General features: G+C 38.2%; 8 protein-coding genes. All 8 read left to right on the forward strand.

The window, feature by feature from the left end:
- Nucleotides 1–16 precede the first annotated feature (16 nt).
- The 8 genes from HW347_RS15360 to HW347_RS15395 all read left to right on the forward strand — a co-directional run bounded on the left by HW347_RS15360 (nucleotide 17) and on the right by HW347_RS15395 (nucleotide 18,387).
- Nucleotides 17–3,136, forward strand: coding sequence for a SusC/RagA family TonB-linked outer membrane protein (locus tag HW347_RS15360; RefSeq protein WP_214612635.1), 3,120 nt, complete (start codon nucleotides 17–19; stop codon nucleotides 3,134–3,136).
- A 21-nt stretch (nucleotides 3,137–3,157) separates the two neighbouring features.
- Nucleotides 3,158–4,696, forward strand: a complete 1,539-nt coding sequence (locus tag HW347_RS15365; RefSeq protein ID WP_214612636.1) for a RagB/SusD family nutrient uptake outer membrane protein — start codon at nucleotides 3,158–3,160, stop codon at nucleotides 4,694–4,696.
- A 159-nt stretch (nucleotides 4,697–4,855) separates the two neighbouring features.
- Complete coding sequence (locus tag HW347_RS15370; protein ID WP_214612637.1) at nucleotides 4,856–6,382, forward strand: sulfatase family protein; 1,527 nt, start codon at nucleotides 4,856–4,858, stop codon at nucleotides 6,380–6,382.
- A 25-nt stretch (nucleotides 6,383–6,407) separates the two neighbouring features.
- Nucleotides 6,408–9,788: a VCBS repeat-containing protein gene (locus HW347_RS15375; protein WP_214612638.1), complete on the forward strand. Its 3,381-nt coding sequence runs from the start codon at nucleotides 6,408–6,410 to the stop codon at nucleotides 9,786–9,788.
- 418 nt (nucleotides 9,789–10,206) lie between these two features.
- Nucleotides 10,207–13,326 (forward strand): SusC/RagA family TonB-linked outer membrane protein, encoded by a 3,120-nt coding sequence (locus HW347_RS15380; RefSeq protein ID WP_214612639.1) that lies wholly within the window; start codon nucleotides 10,207–10,209, stop codon nucleotides 13,324–13,326.
- 16 nt (nucleotides 13,327–13,342) lie between these two features.
- Entirely contained in the window at nucleotides 13,343–14,881 is a 1,539-nt protein-coding gene (locus tag HW347_RS15385; RefSeq protein WP_214612640.1) for a RagB/SusD family nutrient uptake outer membrane protein, read from the forward strand.
- Nucleotides 14,882–15,069: 188 nt separating this feature from the next.
- Nucleotides 15,070–16,551 carry a sulfatase family protein gene (locus HW347_RS15390; RefSeq protein ID WP_214612641.1) on the forward strand — a complete coding sequence of 494 codons (1,482 nt, stop codon included), beginning with the start codon at nucleotides 15,070–15,072 and terminating at the stop codon, nucleotides 16,549–16,551.
- Between the two features lie 9 nt (nucleotides 16,552–16,560).
- Nucleotides 16,561–18,387 carry an alpha-1,3-galactosidase-related protein gene (locus HW347_RS15395; RefSeq protein WP_214612642.1) on the forward strand — a complete coding sequence of 609 codons (1,827 nt, stop codon included), beginning with the start codon at nucleotides 16,561–16,563 and terminating at the stop codon, nucleotides 18,385–18,387.
- The last annotated feature ends 5 nt before the right edge of the window (nucleotides 18,388–18,392 follow it).

The raw sequence follows: 18,392 nt of genomic DNA on the forward strand, positions 1-18,392 counted from the left end.
ACTCTCAAATGACCTTATGAAACACAAAAAACAATCCACCAAAAAACCTTTTTTGCTGCGGCTGGGACTCTCCTTTTTAGGGCTTCTACTAGCTACAGTTCAATTACACGCTCAAGATGGTACAATTAACGGTACCGTTTCAGATGACGCAGGAATGCCCTTACCAGGTGCGAACGTTCTAGTTAAAGGAACAACCACTGGTACACAAACAGATTTTGATGGGAATTATTCTATTTCCGCTACTAGCGATGCCACTTTGGTTTTCAGCTATATTGGTTTTTCTACTCAAGAAGTTCCTGTAAACGGACAATCTACAATTACAGTTTCCCTTGCCGAAGACGCAAGTAAACTGGAAGAAGTGGTTGTAGTAGGTTACGGCCAACAAAAAAGAGTGAACTTAACCGGCTCAGTAACCGCCGTAGATGAAGAGGCTCTGGAAGACAGAAACGTTCAAAATGCGTTCCAAGCATTACAAGGACAGGCTGCCGGTCTACAAATTTCACAGAACAGTGGTGCTCCAGGTAATGAAGGCTTGAACATTAAGATTCGTGGTCTTAACTCTTTTGGAAGTAACAACTCTCCTTTAGTATTAATTGATGGTGTAGAAGGTAACCTACAGGATTTAGATCCTTCGGTAATTGGTTCCATTTCTGTATTAAAAGATGCTTCTTCTGCAGCCATTTATGGTTCTAGAGCAGCAAATGGTGTAATATTAGTTACTACCAAAACTGGTGGCAATAACAGTTTTAAAATTGAATATAACGGTAGTGTATCAACAGAAACCTTTACTAAGGTTCCTCAAATGATATCAAATTCTGCAGATTATATGACGCTGATGAATCAAGCGTTGATAAATACACCTGGTGCTTCTGCAAATCCATATCCGCAAAATTTGATAGATGCTTATAGAAACAATCAAGGCAATCCTGCATTTCCTAATACCAATTGGTTTGACGAAGCTTCTAGAACACCAATTGTACAACGCCATGTTGTAACGGCTAGTGGGGCTATTGATGGTACCAGCTATAACATTTCTGTGGGTAACTGGGATCAGCCTGGAATCATTCGTTCTTCCGGATTTAAGAAGAATAACTTCTTTATGAGTGTAAAATCAGATATAGGCGAGAAACTTACCGTAGGTGGTACCGTATCTGGTGTTGCCTCTAAAACTAGTGGCCCTCAACAAGCTGGTACAGAATCTGGTTTATTCAATTTATTTAGAGTTAGGCCAACTTGGGGTGTATATACCTTAGATGGCACAGGACATTATTCCGGCAAAGCTTTCTCTGGTACGGACACAGAGTTCCCAGGTTTTGATGAAGGTTTTACCAGAAACAACCCTATTGCAGAACTGGAGGTTCAGGACGGTGAAGTTTTAAACCAATATAACTTTAACGGGAACCTATTTTTTGACGTTAAGCTTTCAGATGATTTAGTTTGGAGTACAAAGGGTGCTTATAAGTTTGACTATGACTACTACAAAAACCAACGTATTCAATATGATGAGTACAACTATAGAACAGGCGAATACCTTAGAACTACTCGTGACCAATCTCAATTAACCGTTGATAATACTTGGAGCAAGCAAACTACGTTGTTCTCCACACTTACGTATTCAAAATTGATTGGCGACCATGACTTTAAAGTTTTAGGTGGGTATAGTCAAGAAGGTTTTGACCGTAATTTCACAAGGTCACAGAGAACAGGTATTCCAAACAGACAAATCACGGATTTAGAAGGTGTAAATTCTGAAAACCAGTTTACTACAGGCTTTTCTGAAAGCTGGGCTATTCAGAGTTTCTTTGGTAGAGCCAATTATAACTATAAAGAGAAATACCTTATTGAAGCTAACGTAAGGGGCGATATTAGCTCTCGTTTTGCCAAAGGCAACAGACTGGGTGTTTTCCCATCAGTATCTGCTGGTTGGAGATTGGACAAAGAAGACCTATTTCAAGATATTGACGCTGTAAGCGAACTAAAACTTAGAGGTTCTTGGGGTCAATTAGGTAACCAAAACATTGGTATAGATGTACAGGATGATGAATTAAACTCAGGTATATACCCTTACCAATCTACTTTATCTTTCGATCAATTCGGATATCCTTTTGGAAGCAGCGTTCTTGCCGGAGTTGGTCTAAGAAGTTTGGTTGATTCAGATATTACTTGGGAAACTACGACAGTAACTGACTTTGGAGTAGATTTCAGCCTATTCAACAGAAAACTATATGGTTCTGCTGATTACTACGTAAAAGAAACTGTAGATATTTTAAGACAATTACAAGTTGATGAAAGTAGTGGCCTAGATGCTCCTGTAGTCAACCAAGGTGCCATGACCAACAAAGGTTGGGATATTGTACTAGGCCATGACAATAGTATAAATGATGACTTACGTTACAGTGTAAACGGAAACGTATCTTGGTTTAAAAACAGCTTAAAAACTTTTGGGGACCAGGAGATACAAGACAGAAACATTAATCAAGAAGGTTATGCCTTTGAAGATTGGTACATGTGGGAGTCTGATGGGTATTTCCAAGATGAGGCCGAAATAGCAAGTTCAGCTGTGCAGCCTCAACCAGGTAAGGTAGGTTTCATTAAATTGAAAGATCAAAACGATGATGGTGTTATTGATGGTGATGATCGTATTCATATAGATGGTAGATACCCTGCTTTTGTATACGGACTTAATCTTTCTGTAAATTACAAAAATCTAGACTTTAGAATGTTTTGGGAAGGCGTAGAAGGAACTAAAAACTATATTGCCCGTGACCCGTTTAGACAAGATGGTGGTACAGACAAAGCATGGTTAACCGAAGCATGGACACCTGAAAACAGAAATTCTAGATTACCAGCCGTTTATTACGAAACTGCTGAAACACGTAGATCTACCGTATACAACAATTCTTTCTGGTTATGGGACACGTCATACCTTAGATTAAGAAACGTTACTTTGGGGTATTCACTACCTACAGATGTATTGGACAAAACACCGTTCAACAAGTTAAGGTTCTATTTTGCAGCTGAAAATTACCTTACTTTCCAAAAAGACTTCCCTATTGATGTAGATCCAGAGGCTAATGGTGTAGATGCCTACCCATTTAGAAAAACATTAACCCTAGGTGTAAACATGACATTTTAGTCAATCAAAAAATAATATATAATGAAAAAGACAATCATATTACTCGCACTATCCTTTCTGGGGATTACGATAAGTTCGTGCGAAGACGACTTTTTAGACAAGCAGCCTTCTTCTCAATTACCTTCCGACACTTTTTGGAAGACTGAGCAGGATGCACAACTGGCATTGACCGGTGTATACAGTAATTTACAACAAAACATGCTGGCTATTCGTGCCGATGGCGGATGGCCTCCAACCATTAAACCAAACTGGGATGCTCTTACAGATGATTGTTACCAAACATTCAACTATGGCTTTAGAGAGCTTATTGATGGTACAGCTTCAGCTACCTCTGGTGGAAATAATGGTGCAATTGCTCAACTTTACACCGTATGTTATAAAGGAATTCAAACTTGTAATTTCTTTTTAGCCAACATAGACCAAGTTGAGAATATCGAAGCAGATAAACTAAATGACTGGAAAGCTCAGGCAAGTACTTTACGTGCTTTTTTCTACTACAATCTGGTTACTACTTATGGTGAAGTGCCTCTTAGAATAGAACCAACTACTTTAGAGAATCAGGATTTACCTAAAAACCCTGAATCAGAAATTTTTGCTCAAATTGAAAAAGACCTTGTATTTGCAGCTGCAAATTTATCAGAAGCTCCATATAATGATGGTTATGTTGTTAAAGGTTCCGCAAATGCTTTATTGGCGAGAACGTACTTGTACCAAGGTAAATTTGCCGAAGCAGCAGTAGCGGCAAAAGCCGTAATGGACGGTGGTAGTTTTTCCCTTTCCACTAATTACGAAGACCTTTTTATTGACGCTGGACAGGCTGATAATCCAGAAATTATATTCTCTACCAAATACTCAAGTGCTCCTGGAGAATTCCAAGACAGAGGTAGTGAAATCATGATTGGCTTTTGGGGAACTTTAAAACCAACGAAAGATTTTGTAGATTCTTTTGAAGCTACTGATGGTTTACCTATAGATGAATCTCCGCTATATGACGCAACCACCCCATTAGAAAATCGTGATCCTAGACTAAGTAAAATAGTACTAGAAGGCGAGTGGAATCCAGAAGTTGAGCAAAAAACATTGTCTGGTTTTGGGTTGTTAAAATGGATTTCTCCTCAAACTAGAGCTTCATTCGTACAGAACTTTACAGAAGGTACAGATTACATTCATATCCGTTACGCAGACGTACTTTTAATGTATGCTGAAGGTAAAATAGAATCCGGTAGTATTGACACTTCCGTATTGGATGCCATTAACCAAGTAAGAGCAAGAGCATATGGCGTAGCATTAGGCGATACAGGCTCCTATCCTGCAATTACTACTACAGACCCAGGCGAACTTCGCGAAGTTGTTCGTAATGAGCGTAGATATGAACTAGGATTTGAAGGTTTACGTTACTTTGACCTTAAACGTTGGGGTATAGCAGAAGAAGTACTTAATGGTTTTTACGATTCTCACGTAGATGCTAACAGGATATTCCTACCTAAGCATTATAAATGGCCATTGCCACAAAGTGCAATAGACAAGAATGAAGCACTAGAGCAAAATCCGGATTATTAATCCGCATTAAAAACATGAGAACAGTAACATATCTGTTTTTGTTAAAATGTTGAGTTAGTTTTTCTTAAAAGCCAGTTGACCTTGTTGTCTGCTGGCTTTTTTCTTAAGTCTTTACCATAAATTAATAGTATTTTCAACCTCCATTTTTAAAGTCAGCATATGAGAATTTTAAAGAGAAGATTAATTTTGCTCACCACACTCTATACTTTGGTGGCCATTACCCAGACCTATTCTCAACAACCCAATATTGTTATAATCTATGCAGATGATATGGGTTATGGAGATCTACAGTGCCAAAACAAAGACTCTAAAATACCCACTCCTTACCTTAACAAATTAGCATCAGAGGGTATGCGCTTTACAGACGCCCATAGTTCTTCGGGTATTTGCTCGCCAAGTAGATATGCATTGCTTACCGGCACATATCACTGGAGAAGACAACACGATATTGTAAATTCTTTTGGACCTCCGTTCTTTAATGAATCGGATGTTACGCTTCCGGAAATACTGAAAAATAACGGCTACAAAACTGCAGCTATCGGAAAATGGCATTTAGGTTGGAACTGGAAATTCAAGAATGAACCTTCTGGCGAGGTTTTTCAGTGGAACAAAAAACGTAAGTTCTACAAGCCAGAAGATATTGATTGGAGCGGTCCCCTTACGGGCGGACCATTAGATCAAGGTTTTGACTATTATTTTGGTGATGGAACCATTAACTTTCCTCCATACGCATGGATTGAAAACGACCAATTTATTGAACTTCCAAAAGCAGTTATGGACGTTCATAATGTAGGTTTTAATGTTAATGAAGGGGAATGGGAGTTTAGGCCCGGCCCAAAAGTTGAGGGTTGGAACCCGTATGAGGTACTTCCTGCCCTTACCAAAAAAACAGTAGCCTACATCAACCAACAAGAAGCAGATAAACCGTTCTTCCTTTATATGGCTCTACCCTCCCCCCATGCACCAATAATTCCTAACAAAGAATTTGTTGGCAAATCTGAAGCAGGCCCATATGGCGATTATATGTTCCAAACAGATTGGGTTGCGGGTCAAGTTATGAAAGCTTTAAAAGAAAAAGGGCTAGACAAAAACACTATCGTAATTTTCACAGCGGATAACGGCCCGGAAAAATATGCTTTTGAACGTGCGGAAAAATACGAACATTTTAGTATGGGAGATTTTAGAGGTCTAAAACGTGATGTTTGGGAAGGTGGCCATCATGTACCTTTTATAATCAAATGGCCTGACCACATAAAGGCTGGGACTATTTCCGAAGAAGTTATTTCCCAAGTAGACATTATGGCTACTTTAGCTGAAATCACAAAGACATCAATTCCAGCAAATGCAGCACCAGACAGCTATAACCTGTTACCCCTCATAAACGGAAAAAAATATAAGAACCCTCTCCGCGAAGCTACAGTCCATAATACTTACGATGGTATTTGGGGTCTACGAAAAGGAAAGTGGCTATATATTAACAAGCCTTCTGGCGAACACTCAAAAATGCCAGATTCTTTTAAAAAGCTAAAAGGGTACGAAGATTTCAATACACCTGCTCTACTTTTTGATATGAACAAGGATGCTGAGCAAAGAAATAATATTTTTGAGGCACATCCTGATGTAATACAAGAAATGAGTACTATTTTAGAGGCTTATCGCGAACAAGGGTATTCTGTAAAACGATAAAAAAGTACTCTTATAAATCAAACACATGCCCCTACTTTTTTTTGGACGTCGTTTTTCTTTTTTACCAATTAGGGCAAAGGTATTTGCTTTGATCATGGTGTTATTGGCTTCTTGTCAAGTGAATAAGGAGCCAGAAGCTCCAATTGTTGAAAGCACTCTTTTTCAAGAAGTTCCCAGTGCAACCACAGGCATAGATTTCAGCAATTCTGTAGAAGCTTCCAAAAAGCTGAACCTATTCTCCTACATGTATTTCTACAATGGAGCGGGGGTTGCCGCAGGTGATTTGAACGGCGATGGTCTTGACGATATTTATTTTACAGGTAATCAGGTCGAAAACAAACTATACCTCAACAAAGGAAATTTTGAGTTTAATGACATTACTGAAAATAGCGGTACCAGTGGTGATGCAAACGCCTGGTATACGGGAGCAAGTATTGCCGACGTCAACGGAGACGGCAAATTGGATATCTATGTAAGTCAGATTGGAGAGATTTTAGGGAACAACGGACACAACCTTCTTTTTATCAACCTAGGAAATGATAAGAACGGCTCCCCTATCTTTAAGGAAAGCGCTAACGAATTAGGCCTAACCGTAAAAGGTGCCACTACGCAAACTGCATTTTTTGATTATGATTTAGATGGCGACCTTGATGCGTACATTATGACGCATTCCAATTTTAACGACGGTGTTCTTCCTCGTGCTGAAAAGCGTTTGATTTCTAGCCCCTATGGAGATAAGTTATTTAGAAATGACGGCGATAAATTTACTGACGTCACCAAAGAATCCGGCATTTACAGTAGTCCTTTAGGGTTTGGATTAGGTATTAGCACGGCCGATATCAACAAAGATGGTTATCCTGATATTTATATTGGCAATGATTTCTATGAAGACGATTATCTCTATATCAATAATGGAGATGGTACGTTTACAGAAGATTTAGAGTCCCACATAAAACATACCAGTCGGTTTTCTATGGGTAATGATATTGCCGATTTAAACAACGATGCCCTACCGGATATTTTGTCTTTGGACATGCAGGCTTATGAGCCCGAAATCCTAAAAGCATCTCATGGCGAAGACTCGTATGCTATTTTTAATTATAAACTATCTTTTGGTTACCAACATCAATATGCTCACAACACTTTTCAACTGAATAGAGATGGAACACACTTTAGTGAAATCGCAAGACTATCAGGTATTGAAGCTACAGATTGGAGCTGGTCTGTCCTAGCTAATGACTTTGATCTGGATGGTCAAAAAGATTTGTTCATTACCAACGGTATTTTCCGAAGAAGTAATGATATGGACTATATGCAGTTCCTTTCCGGCGAAGAGGTTCAGAACCAATTACGCTCTGGAAATTACGATTATAGCGAAGCCTTGACAGATAAAATGCCCAGCTATCCTTTGCAGAATTTTTTCTTCAAAAACAATAATGACCTCACCTTTTCAAATACATCTACCGAATGGGGCGGTAGCAAAAAAGGTTTTTCAAACGGTGCTACATATACCGACTTAGATAATGATGGCGACCTAGATTTGGTTATCAGTAACCTGAATGCAAAAGCATCCATTTTAAAAAACACAACTATAGAGAACGATAGTACAGATAAAGGTTACCTAAGAATAAAGCTAAAGGGCCAATCTGCAAACACTTTTGGTATTGGCACTAAAATCACCTTAATAAATAAGGGTCAACAACAGTATCAAGAATTATTAAACGTAAGGGGATACCTATCTTCTCCCCCGCCGTACCTGAATTTTGCAGTAATTAAAAACACTACTATTGATACCGTTTTGGTAGAATGGCCAAACAAAGAACAAACTCTTCTAACCAAGGTTGCATCAGGGCAAGAATTGACCATTGCCCAAGAAAGTTCATCAGCTGTTGAACCGGAAACCCAAAACACACCAAAGACCTTATTTTCATTATTAAAAAGTAGCGCCTTAGGCGTTAACTACAAACACGATGAAAATCAGTTTTATGAATTCAATAGAGAACATTTAATTCCTCATATGAACTCAACTTGGGGTCCACCTATTGCTATTGCCGATTTGAACAATGATGGCTTGGATGACTTTTTTGTTGGTGGAGCGCTAAATCAATCTTCTGAAATCTATTTGCAACGATCCAATGGCAAATTTGTTCACTCAAACTCAAAAACACTAAGAACAGATTCCGCTTCTGAAGATACCGCTGCAGAATTTGTAGATGTTAATGGAGATGGTTATTTGGATTTAATAGTTGGTAGCGGCAGTAACCAAGAAATAAAACCCGATCCTAAAAGTCTCACTCGGCTTTATTTAAACGACGGAAAAGGCAACTTTACAAAGCAAGGTAGTTTTCCTGAAATATATACGACTGTTTCGGACTTGGCAATAGCCGACTTTGATAAAGATGAAGATAGTGATGTTTTCATATCCTCACGCTCCGTTCCCGGAAAATACGGTTCTTCACCAGATTCATATCTACTCAAAAATGATGGAAAAGGTAATTTTACGATAGATGCTCCATCCCAAAAACTTTTTGATAAATGCGGAATGGTTACTTCTGCACAATGGGTTGATTTAAATGGAGACGATTGGCAGGACCTTGTTTTAGTGGGTGAATGGATGCCTGTGAAGATATATTATAACTCAAACGGAAGTCTCAGCCAAGCTGACCCAGAGGCGAATTCCTTACAGCTTTCAAATGGTTGGTGGAATACCGTCGAGTACGGAGATTTTGATAATGATGGTGACATTGATTTAGTAGCCGGAAATCTTGGACTGAATTCAAAATTGAGGGCAACTGAAAAAGAACCTGTACAGATGTATTATGCCGATTTTGACAAAAATGGTTGGCCAGAAGGAGTTACTACGCATTTTATCGAAGAAAAAGAACATGTTTTTTCTTCAAAAAGTCTCCTGGAGAAACAAATGGTATATCTCCGCAAAAAATTCTCTACATATAGCGCTTTTGCCCAAGCCGACTTCAAAGAAATATTTACACCTGAAGAGCTGAACAATGCCCAAACCTTAAAAGTCTACGAATTCCAGAGTTGTTTCATTGAAAATCTTGGAAACAAGAAATTCAAGCTTACTCCTCTACCTACTGTTGCGCAATTCTCTACGGTAAATGCCATTCATAAATTAGATTTTGATCAAGACGGGAAGTTAGACTTACTACTTGGAGAAAATTTCTATGACACCAATACCGAACTAGGACGTTACGACGCTGGTTATGGAACGCTTCTAAGAAATATGGGAGGTGGTAATTTTAAAGAAACACCTATTACCCAATCAGGATTGATGCTAGATAAGCAGACCAGGCATATTAAGACTTTGACCAGCAAAAAGTACGGGAAGTTATTGGTCATAAGTAACAACAATGACAGTCTGCAGTTTTACAAAACTAAGTTTTAGTAAAAACATTCCCTTTCCTACTCTATAAGCGACCAAAACCACAGTTTTCTTTTCACTACGGCTTAAATAAGGCGGTAATATATTATGCTTATTATGAATACATTACAAATAAACTTAGTCTTCCAAAGTTCAATTTACCCCCTCAAAAAAACCTTAAATTCTCCTTTAATATTTCGGTAACTAAGTAGATTTACTGAGAGATACAAAAAATAAACTCAGAAATACAACAGCCATTCCTCTTAAGAATATATTTATTTTTTCACATATATTTAACTTTTAATTATATAATAATTAACAAATAGCTTCGAAATTAATTTATTTCGCAAAAACTTAACAAGGCTATATCGCTTACACCAAAACCAAACCAATCACTCACTTTAATTATCAACGCTCAAAAATCAAACTAAAAAGTTCACTTATGAAGAAAGATCAACTATTTATTAACTGGAAAAATACGTTTAGAATAGGCGTACTATTCTTGATGTTGCTTCTTGCAACATCTACTATTTACGCGCAAGGAACAACTATAGCCGGATCTATTGTTGACGAATCTGGTGTACCCTTGCCTGGAGCCAACATTTTAGAAAAAGGAACATCAAATGGTGTAACAGCAGATTTTGATGGTAATTTCTCTATAAACGTGCAAAACACGAATACTACATTATCAGTGTCTTATATCGGCTTTTCATCGCAACAAGTTACAACCAAGGGAAAAAGCAATCTTAAAATAGTCATGCAAGAAAACGCTGCAGGCTTAGATGAAGTTGTGGTAGTAGGTTACGGAACACAAAAGAAAAGTGACCTGACTGGGTCCGTCGCTTCTATTTCTGCTAAAGATTTACTGAAAGCTCCTATCACTAAAATTGGAGCTGGATTACAAGGTAAAATTAGTGGGGTAAATATTCAACAAACTACTGGGGCTCCTGGTCAAAAAATGAAAATACGTATTAGAGGTGGTAGTTCTATAAACTATGGGAACGAACCTTTATATGTAATAGATGGTTTTATTGGAGCAGATATTTCAACTATTAACCCAAATGACATAGCCACGATAAACTTTTTAAAAGATGCATCTGCAACCGCCGTATATGGGTCAAGAGGTGCAAATGGAGTTGTTTTAATTTCTACCGTTGCTCCAAAAGAAGGAGCCTTGAAAGTTACTTTTGACACCAATATAGGAATGAGTAACATGGTCAACCAATATGATATTCTATCTACCGATGAAATGGCCATCCTAATGAACGAGCAGCAAGCATCTTTAAACAAAGACCCTTACTTCTCACCGACTGACATTGCCGGTTTTAAGTCAAAAGGCGGAACGGATTGGGTAGATCTAATTACCAGACAAGGTTATAGACAAAACTATTCTTTGAATCTAACAGGTGGGTCAGAAAATTTAAAATACTTCTTCTCTGCCAATCATCTAAACGATGAAGGGGTAATAAAGAATTCATTTTACAGAAGAACATCTATTCGTTCTAATATATCAGGAAATATAGGCGAACGCATCAAATTTAAATTCAACACTTATGGGACCCATATAGAATCACAAGCCAACGGCCGCGGTTCGGGAGGTACTGGAAACCCTATTGGTAACGCAGTTATTTTTCCACAAATGTGGGATTCTCGTGATGCGAATGGTGAATTCATAGATGGGACTACCTACAACGGGTACAACGGTGCTTTTCTTGTAGGAAGACTTGTAAACCCAGAAATGCAGATTAGACAAAATCAGGAGAATCTTAATGATAAAATCACTTCCAATATTGATTTAAACATTGATTTAGCAGACCACCTAACCCTATCTTTAAGTGCTGCCGGAAGTCTCTCTATGAACTATAGAGGCCAGCGTACGTTACCTGACTTTATTAATATAAGTAGAGAAAATGTTACTGCTCAGCAAGCATACAACAGAGGTAATAGTTGGTTAGCAAATAGTATTCTTACTTATGAAAATGATTTTGGAGAACACAATCTAAAAATATCAGGGGTATACGAATTTTCAAAATCGGTTAGTCGAAACAATTCTGCAACTGTAGGAGAGCTTTCAACTTTAGCTAACGAATGGAACCTATTGGCCAATGGGGTAGCATCATCCGTTAATTCAGGTTATGGAACGGGCAAACTGCGTTCTTACATGGGACGTTTAAATTATAGCTTTAAAGACAGATATTTACTAACAGCATCCATGCGTTCAGATGGTTCGTCAAGATTTAACTCAGACAATAGGTGGGGTTATTTCCCTTCCGCTGCCTTTGCTTGGAGAGCTTCTGAAGAAAATTTTATTCAAAATTCCAGTTGGTTAAGCAATTTAAAGTTAAGAGTAGGTTTTGGTTCTGTGGGTAATCAAGCTGTGGGTTATGGAACTATTCAACAAACCTTTGCTGCATCAGATAGTGGAGACGGTCGTAATTATGGATATTATCAGTTAGATAATGGAGTAACTGTTCAAGGAGTTGTACCAGGTTCTATCACCAATAACGATTTAAAATGGGAGACAACAACTTCCTATAATGCAGGTATCGATTTCGGTATTTTAGATAATAAGCTTTCCGGGACAATAGATGTTTACTCTAAACAAGCAACCGATGTCATTATCGCAAAATCTATTCCTAGGTATACAGGACAGTCTGCAATTACCAACAACTTTGCAGATATAGACAATAATGGTGTAGAAGTAGGCATAAACTGGAACATCATGAACAAAGAAGATTTTACATGGAGTGCTTATGCTAATTTTTCAAAAAATAAAAATATTATTCAAGATTTAGGCGAATCTGGAGGCGAACCTGTTGAAGAAATTTTTATTGCTAACGAAGAACCTATTGGAATTTGGAGCCTTGTTGGCGGCAACAATAAATTTATTGTTAGAAAAGGTGAATCTATGGGTTCCCTTTACGGTTTAAAAGCAATTGGCATCTGGCAAGAAAATGAAGCTGTAGAAGCTGATTCTTATAGCTCAAGACCTGGTGAGGTAAAGTATGAAGATGCAGACGGAGATGGAGTTATTTCAGCAGAAGATCGCCAAATTGTGGGTAACGCCGCTCCAGATTTCACTTACGGACTTGGCACAAGCATGGCCTACAAAGGATTTGATCTTTCTATACAATGTATTGGTACGGTTGGTAATGACATTTATAACTGGACAGATAATAGGTTAAACTATGGTATTCTTTCTACCGACTATAGAGATAGATGGTCACCAACAAACACTACATCTACACAACAGGTAATGCCTTATGGAACTGATTACTCCCTAACCTACGTAGTAAGTCAATATATAGAGAAAGGCTCTTTCTTTAAAATCAGCAATATGACTCTTGGATATAATATTCCTGATAACACAACAGATGCTCTAGGGTTAAGTAGTATGAGATTATATGCAAGTGCAGATAACGTCCTAACAATAACCGACTATTCGGGACTAGACCCAGAAGGTTCAAGTACGGCATTAACAAGTGACTCTCAATCAGGTATCGATGCTTTTTCGTATCCGCTAACAAGAACAATTTCTCTTGGACTTAAAGTAAGCTTTTAATCAAAAAAGAAAGAAAATGAAACGAATCTATAAAATATATAAAACACTTTTTGCCGCAGCCATTCTTCTAGGAATAGGAAGTTGTGAAAAGTTAGACGAAGGATCAGATGGAGTTGTTGCTTCCGCTACCTTTTATTCAGACGAAAACACATTAGATGCTGGCATAATAGGTATCTATGGAACTTTACGTAGAAATACATGGGGATTAGACAATTATTCACATTTTACAGGAGCAGATGATTTAACGTCAAGATTGGGTAGTAACAAATGGGTTGTACTAGAATCTGACCAATTTGCAAGAACTGCCGGTAACTCATGGGCCACCAATGATTACAATGGCAATTACCAAACCATTCTTGCCTGCAATAGTTACATTGCAGATGCTCATCCAGAAGGTGTAGAAGAATCGGTAATAAACGCAGCACACGCAAATGCATATTTTGTACGCGGGCTATGCTATTTTAGGCTTGCTACCAGCTTTGGAGATGTACCTATGCCTTTGGATCCAATTCCAGATTTAGAACTTCCCTTAACACCCAAAAGGGACGTTATGGCTCAAGCCATCAAAGATTTTGAATTTGCTATTGAATGGGCCGTTAATGACAGAGACAATAATCCAACCGTTTCTAATGGAAGAGTTTCAAAAACAGCTGCAAAAGCCTTTTTAGCAAAAACGTATATGCAGTTGACTGGTTACCCGTATAATGAAGCAGATAAATGGGCTCAAGTTGAAAAATTGACAGGTGAAATTATCGCAGATGGAATATACTCTTTAACCGATGATTTTGCCCATAACTTCCAAGACCCACATCAAATTAATAAGGAAGTTATTTATGCGCATATAATGTCTAGAGAATCTTGGCCAATAATTACTCAAAACCGAGTTTATGGTTTCAGATGGGCCAACTGGATGGATTTATATATGGAATGGACCTATTTCAACAATTTTCCAGAAGGTTACAGAAAAGAATTTTCTACTGCTACAGAAGGAAATCAATTCTTTGAGGAATTCAAAAACCCTATAGTTACCAAATATACCTGGGGCACAAAAGCACCTAATTCAACTGACCCTATAGATCATGTTTTTGAACACACATGGCAAACATCTAATGACCGTATTGCAATGCGATATGCAGAAGTTTTACTAATGCATGCCGAAGCCTCCGCAAATACAGGAGATTTAGCTACGGCCTTAGAAGAATTGAACATGGTTAAAAGGAGAGCATATGCCATGGGTGCAACTAAGCAAGCAGACGTTGCTGTTTTGGACCCAGGCTTTTGGATGATTCCAGACCCAGAAGTTGATTACACTCTTGCCGAAACCTCAACACCGGATTTGATGATTGATGCGATTGTTAACGAACGGGCATATGAATTCTTAGGAGAAATTAGTGGTAATCGTTGGTTAGACCTAGTTCGGTTGGACAAGGTAGCCGAAGTCAATGCTAATCGTGATAATAAAGAAGCACCACTAATTGGTGACCCAGCTGACAAAAATCTATGGTTTACGCCTATACCAGCTACTGAAACTACTCTGAATCCTAATTTGAATTAGTAGTGATAAAAAATTAAATTTATTGAGTTAGTTTGTTGGGCTGTTCTTTAACCGGAGCAGCCTTTTTTTTTGTCATAAAATTACATTTTGTACTAGCACATACATTTCATAAACCCTAGGGCACATCAGTAAGTCTAATAAATCACTACTTTGTATTCCATATTTCTACAAATAGAAAAGTAAGCCGCATGAAAACAATTTTAAAGTATAATTTTTCCTTTTTGTTATTACTAATTACACTTGTAAGCTGCTCTACTGAGGAAAAAAAATCCCAAACAAAAGCAGACACAAGGGTAAATAATGCCCCAAACATCATTCTATTTGTTTCCGATGACCACGGTACAGATGCTATTGGCGCCTATGGGAATAAAGTCATAAAAACACCAAATCTAGATCAACTTGCTGCGGAAGGTGTCCGTTTTGAAAATGCCTATTGTACCAGTGCCAGTTGTGCTGCAAGTAGGTCCGTTATACTTACAGGTCTTTATGGTCACGCTACCGGTTCTTATGGTCACGTTCATGACTACCATCACTTTAGCAGTTACGACAACATAAAATCCTTACCCGTTCTTCTTGAAAATTCAGGTTACGAAACGGCTAGGATAGGTAAATATCACGTTGCGCCAGAATCAGTTTATCATTTTCAAAAAGTTCTAGAAGCGGACCCTAGAAATACGGTAGAAATGGCGGAGCAGTGTAAAGATGTCCTTAATTCTGACAAACCTTTCTTTCTCTATTTCTGCACGGATGACCCACACCGTGGCGCTCCATTTGAGTCAGACCCATGGAACCTACCAAATAGCTTTGGCAATAAAAAAGAAGGTTACAACGGCGTTGAAACGGTTACGTACGACCCAAAAGATGTTGTGGTCCCAAGTTTTCTACCGGATAGCCAAGAAAGTCGTGAAGAAATTGCACAATACTACCAGAGTATTTCAAGAATAGACCAAGGTTTTGGTAAGCTCATGAAAATGCTGAAAGATACGGGCAAAGACAAAAACACCATCGTCATTTATATTTCGGATAACGGAATGGCTTTTCCGGGTGCAAAGACCACAGTTTACGAGCCAGGTATTAAATTACCTTGTATCATTAAAGATCCGTTGGCTAACATAAAAGGAGGTTCTGTTAACAATGCTCTAATATCATGGACAGACCTTACCCCTACTATTTTGGACATGGCGGACATCTCCTATGATTCCAATGATTTTCATGGCAAATCTTTCAAAAAAATAATGGGAGAGGAAAATCCTAAAGGATGGGATGAAGTATATGCTTCTCATACCTTTCATGAGATTACCATGTATTACCCTATGCGGGTAGTGAGGGATAAAAATTACAAGCTTATCCGCAATATTGCTTGGCGGCAAGAATATCCATTTGCCTCAGACCTTTGGGCTGCATCTACTTGGCAAGAGGTATACCGAAGCGAAAAAGAATACTTTGGAAAACGCAAAGTTAAAGATTACCTCTTCAGGCCTGAATTTGAACTATTCGATCTATCTAAAGACCCAGATGAAAGTAACAACTTGGCCAATGATGCAAATTATACAGACGTTCTAGAGGCTTTAAAAACAAAAATGAAAGCCTTTCAAAAAGAAACCAAAGACCCATGGCTCATTACATGGGACCATGATAATTCCTTACAAGGTACTGGTGTTAATCTTTAAATATTGAAAATGAAGAATTTCAACTCTATAAAAACATTTTACTTGTTTGCTATCTTGGCTTTCGGGGCATTTACTCTTACGGCACAGCAAACAATTCATATAAAACCTGAAGCAGAGGACATGACTCCTTTGGTTCGTAAGGCTATTGAGAATGCCACTGATAAAAATCTGAAATTGGTTTTTGAGAAAGGTATTTATAAATTTTTACCTGATTATGCCACTCAGCGCTACTCCTACATTACCAATCATGGCAACGGACTCAAGAACATCATTTTTCTGTTAGAAGATTTTGATTCTGTAACGATAGAGGGTAATGGCGCCGAATTTCTTTTTCATGGTCAGGTTGCCCCTTTCCAAATTAGAAATTGCAAAAAACTTACCGTCAAGAATTTAAAAATGGACTGGGATATTCCCTTTTTATTCCAGGGCAAAGTGCTTGCTGTAGATGAAACCGAAGGTTGGCGAGACATCGAGCCTTTTACTGAAGGGTTTTCTTGGGAGCTGAAGAACGAACGTATACTCTTTCCAAATATAGATGGTTTTGTATTTCCTGAATTAGGGAGTACGTTAGCCTTTAATGCAGAACACAAACGGGTTTCCCATGGCGCATGGGACATGAGCAGTAGACCACGCTGGGTAGAAAAACGCCCCAATGGTGTGCTTCGTTTTCATGAACATTTAAAGCAATACCCAACGGTAGGTTCAATTTTAAACTCAAAAGGAGACCATGACCACAATCGCTATGCTCCCGCATTTCAAATTACTTCTTCAAAAGATATTTACTTAGAGGATATAACTATTCATCACGCCTTGGGAATGGGTTTTCTATTCGAACGAACGGAAAATATTACCATCAATAGTTGCGGTATTTATGTTCATGAAGATTCAAATCGGGTGGTTTCGACCATTGCTGACGCCACTCATTTTGCCAATTGCAAAGGTGACATCCTTATAGAGGATTCCACTTTTAAAAATATGTTAGATGATGGCACCAATGTACATGGCACCTATGTTGTTATAGATAAAATTTTGGATAACCGTACGGTACGGGTATCCCTTCAGCATTTTGAACAAATGGGGTTTAAATTTGCCGCTTCAGGCGATGAGATATGGTTCATTCAAAATCCTAGTCCCAAAAGAGCTTCGGAAAATGTGGTTGCTAGTGTTTCTGTTGTTAACGACAAATACTCGGATATCACTTTCAAAAATGAACTTCCTGCTGATTTAGCCAAGGGAGATATTCTGGAAAACAAAACATGGAACCCCACTTTTACTATGCGAGGGTGTACAATAAAAGACCATAGAGCAAGGAATATTGTTCTAAAAACACCTTTAAAAACTGTCATAGAGAACAATAATTTTTCCTCTATGATGTCCTCTATATTCTTTAGGGGCGAAACCTATTTTTGGTATGAATCCGGCGCGGTAGAAGATGTCCTGATTCAGAATAATAATTTTGAATATTGCGCTTACAGCGGAATGGAGCATGCTATTTTAAATATCACACCACGCCTAGGAAAGACTTTTAACCAGACCGAAATATACGACCGCAACATAAGGTTCATCAATAATAACATTAAAACTTTTGACAACCGGATTGTTTGGGCGGACCGCGTAGACGGACTCACCATTTCTGGAAATACAATTCAGCAGACGAATACTGCTCCTTCACTTCATCCCAACGGGCACCAATTCGATTTTAAGAATTGTGACCATGTAGAGATTTACAACAATACCTACACAGGAGATACGGAGAAGGTTCTTTTATCAGATGAGACATCCGCTAAAAACTTGAAGTTCAAGCGAAATAAAGGATTTGCAAAACTTAAGAAATAACAGCC

Origin of the sequence: Zobellia barbeyronii (assembly GCF_018603515.1) — a bacterium.
Lineage (GTDB): Bacteria > Bacteroidota > Bacteroidia > Flavobacteriales > Flavobacteriaceae > Zobellia > Zobellia barbeyronii.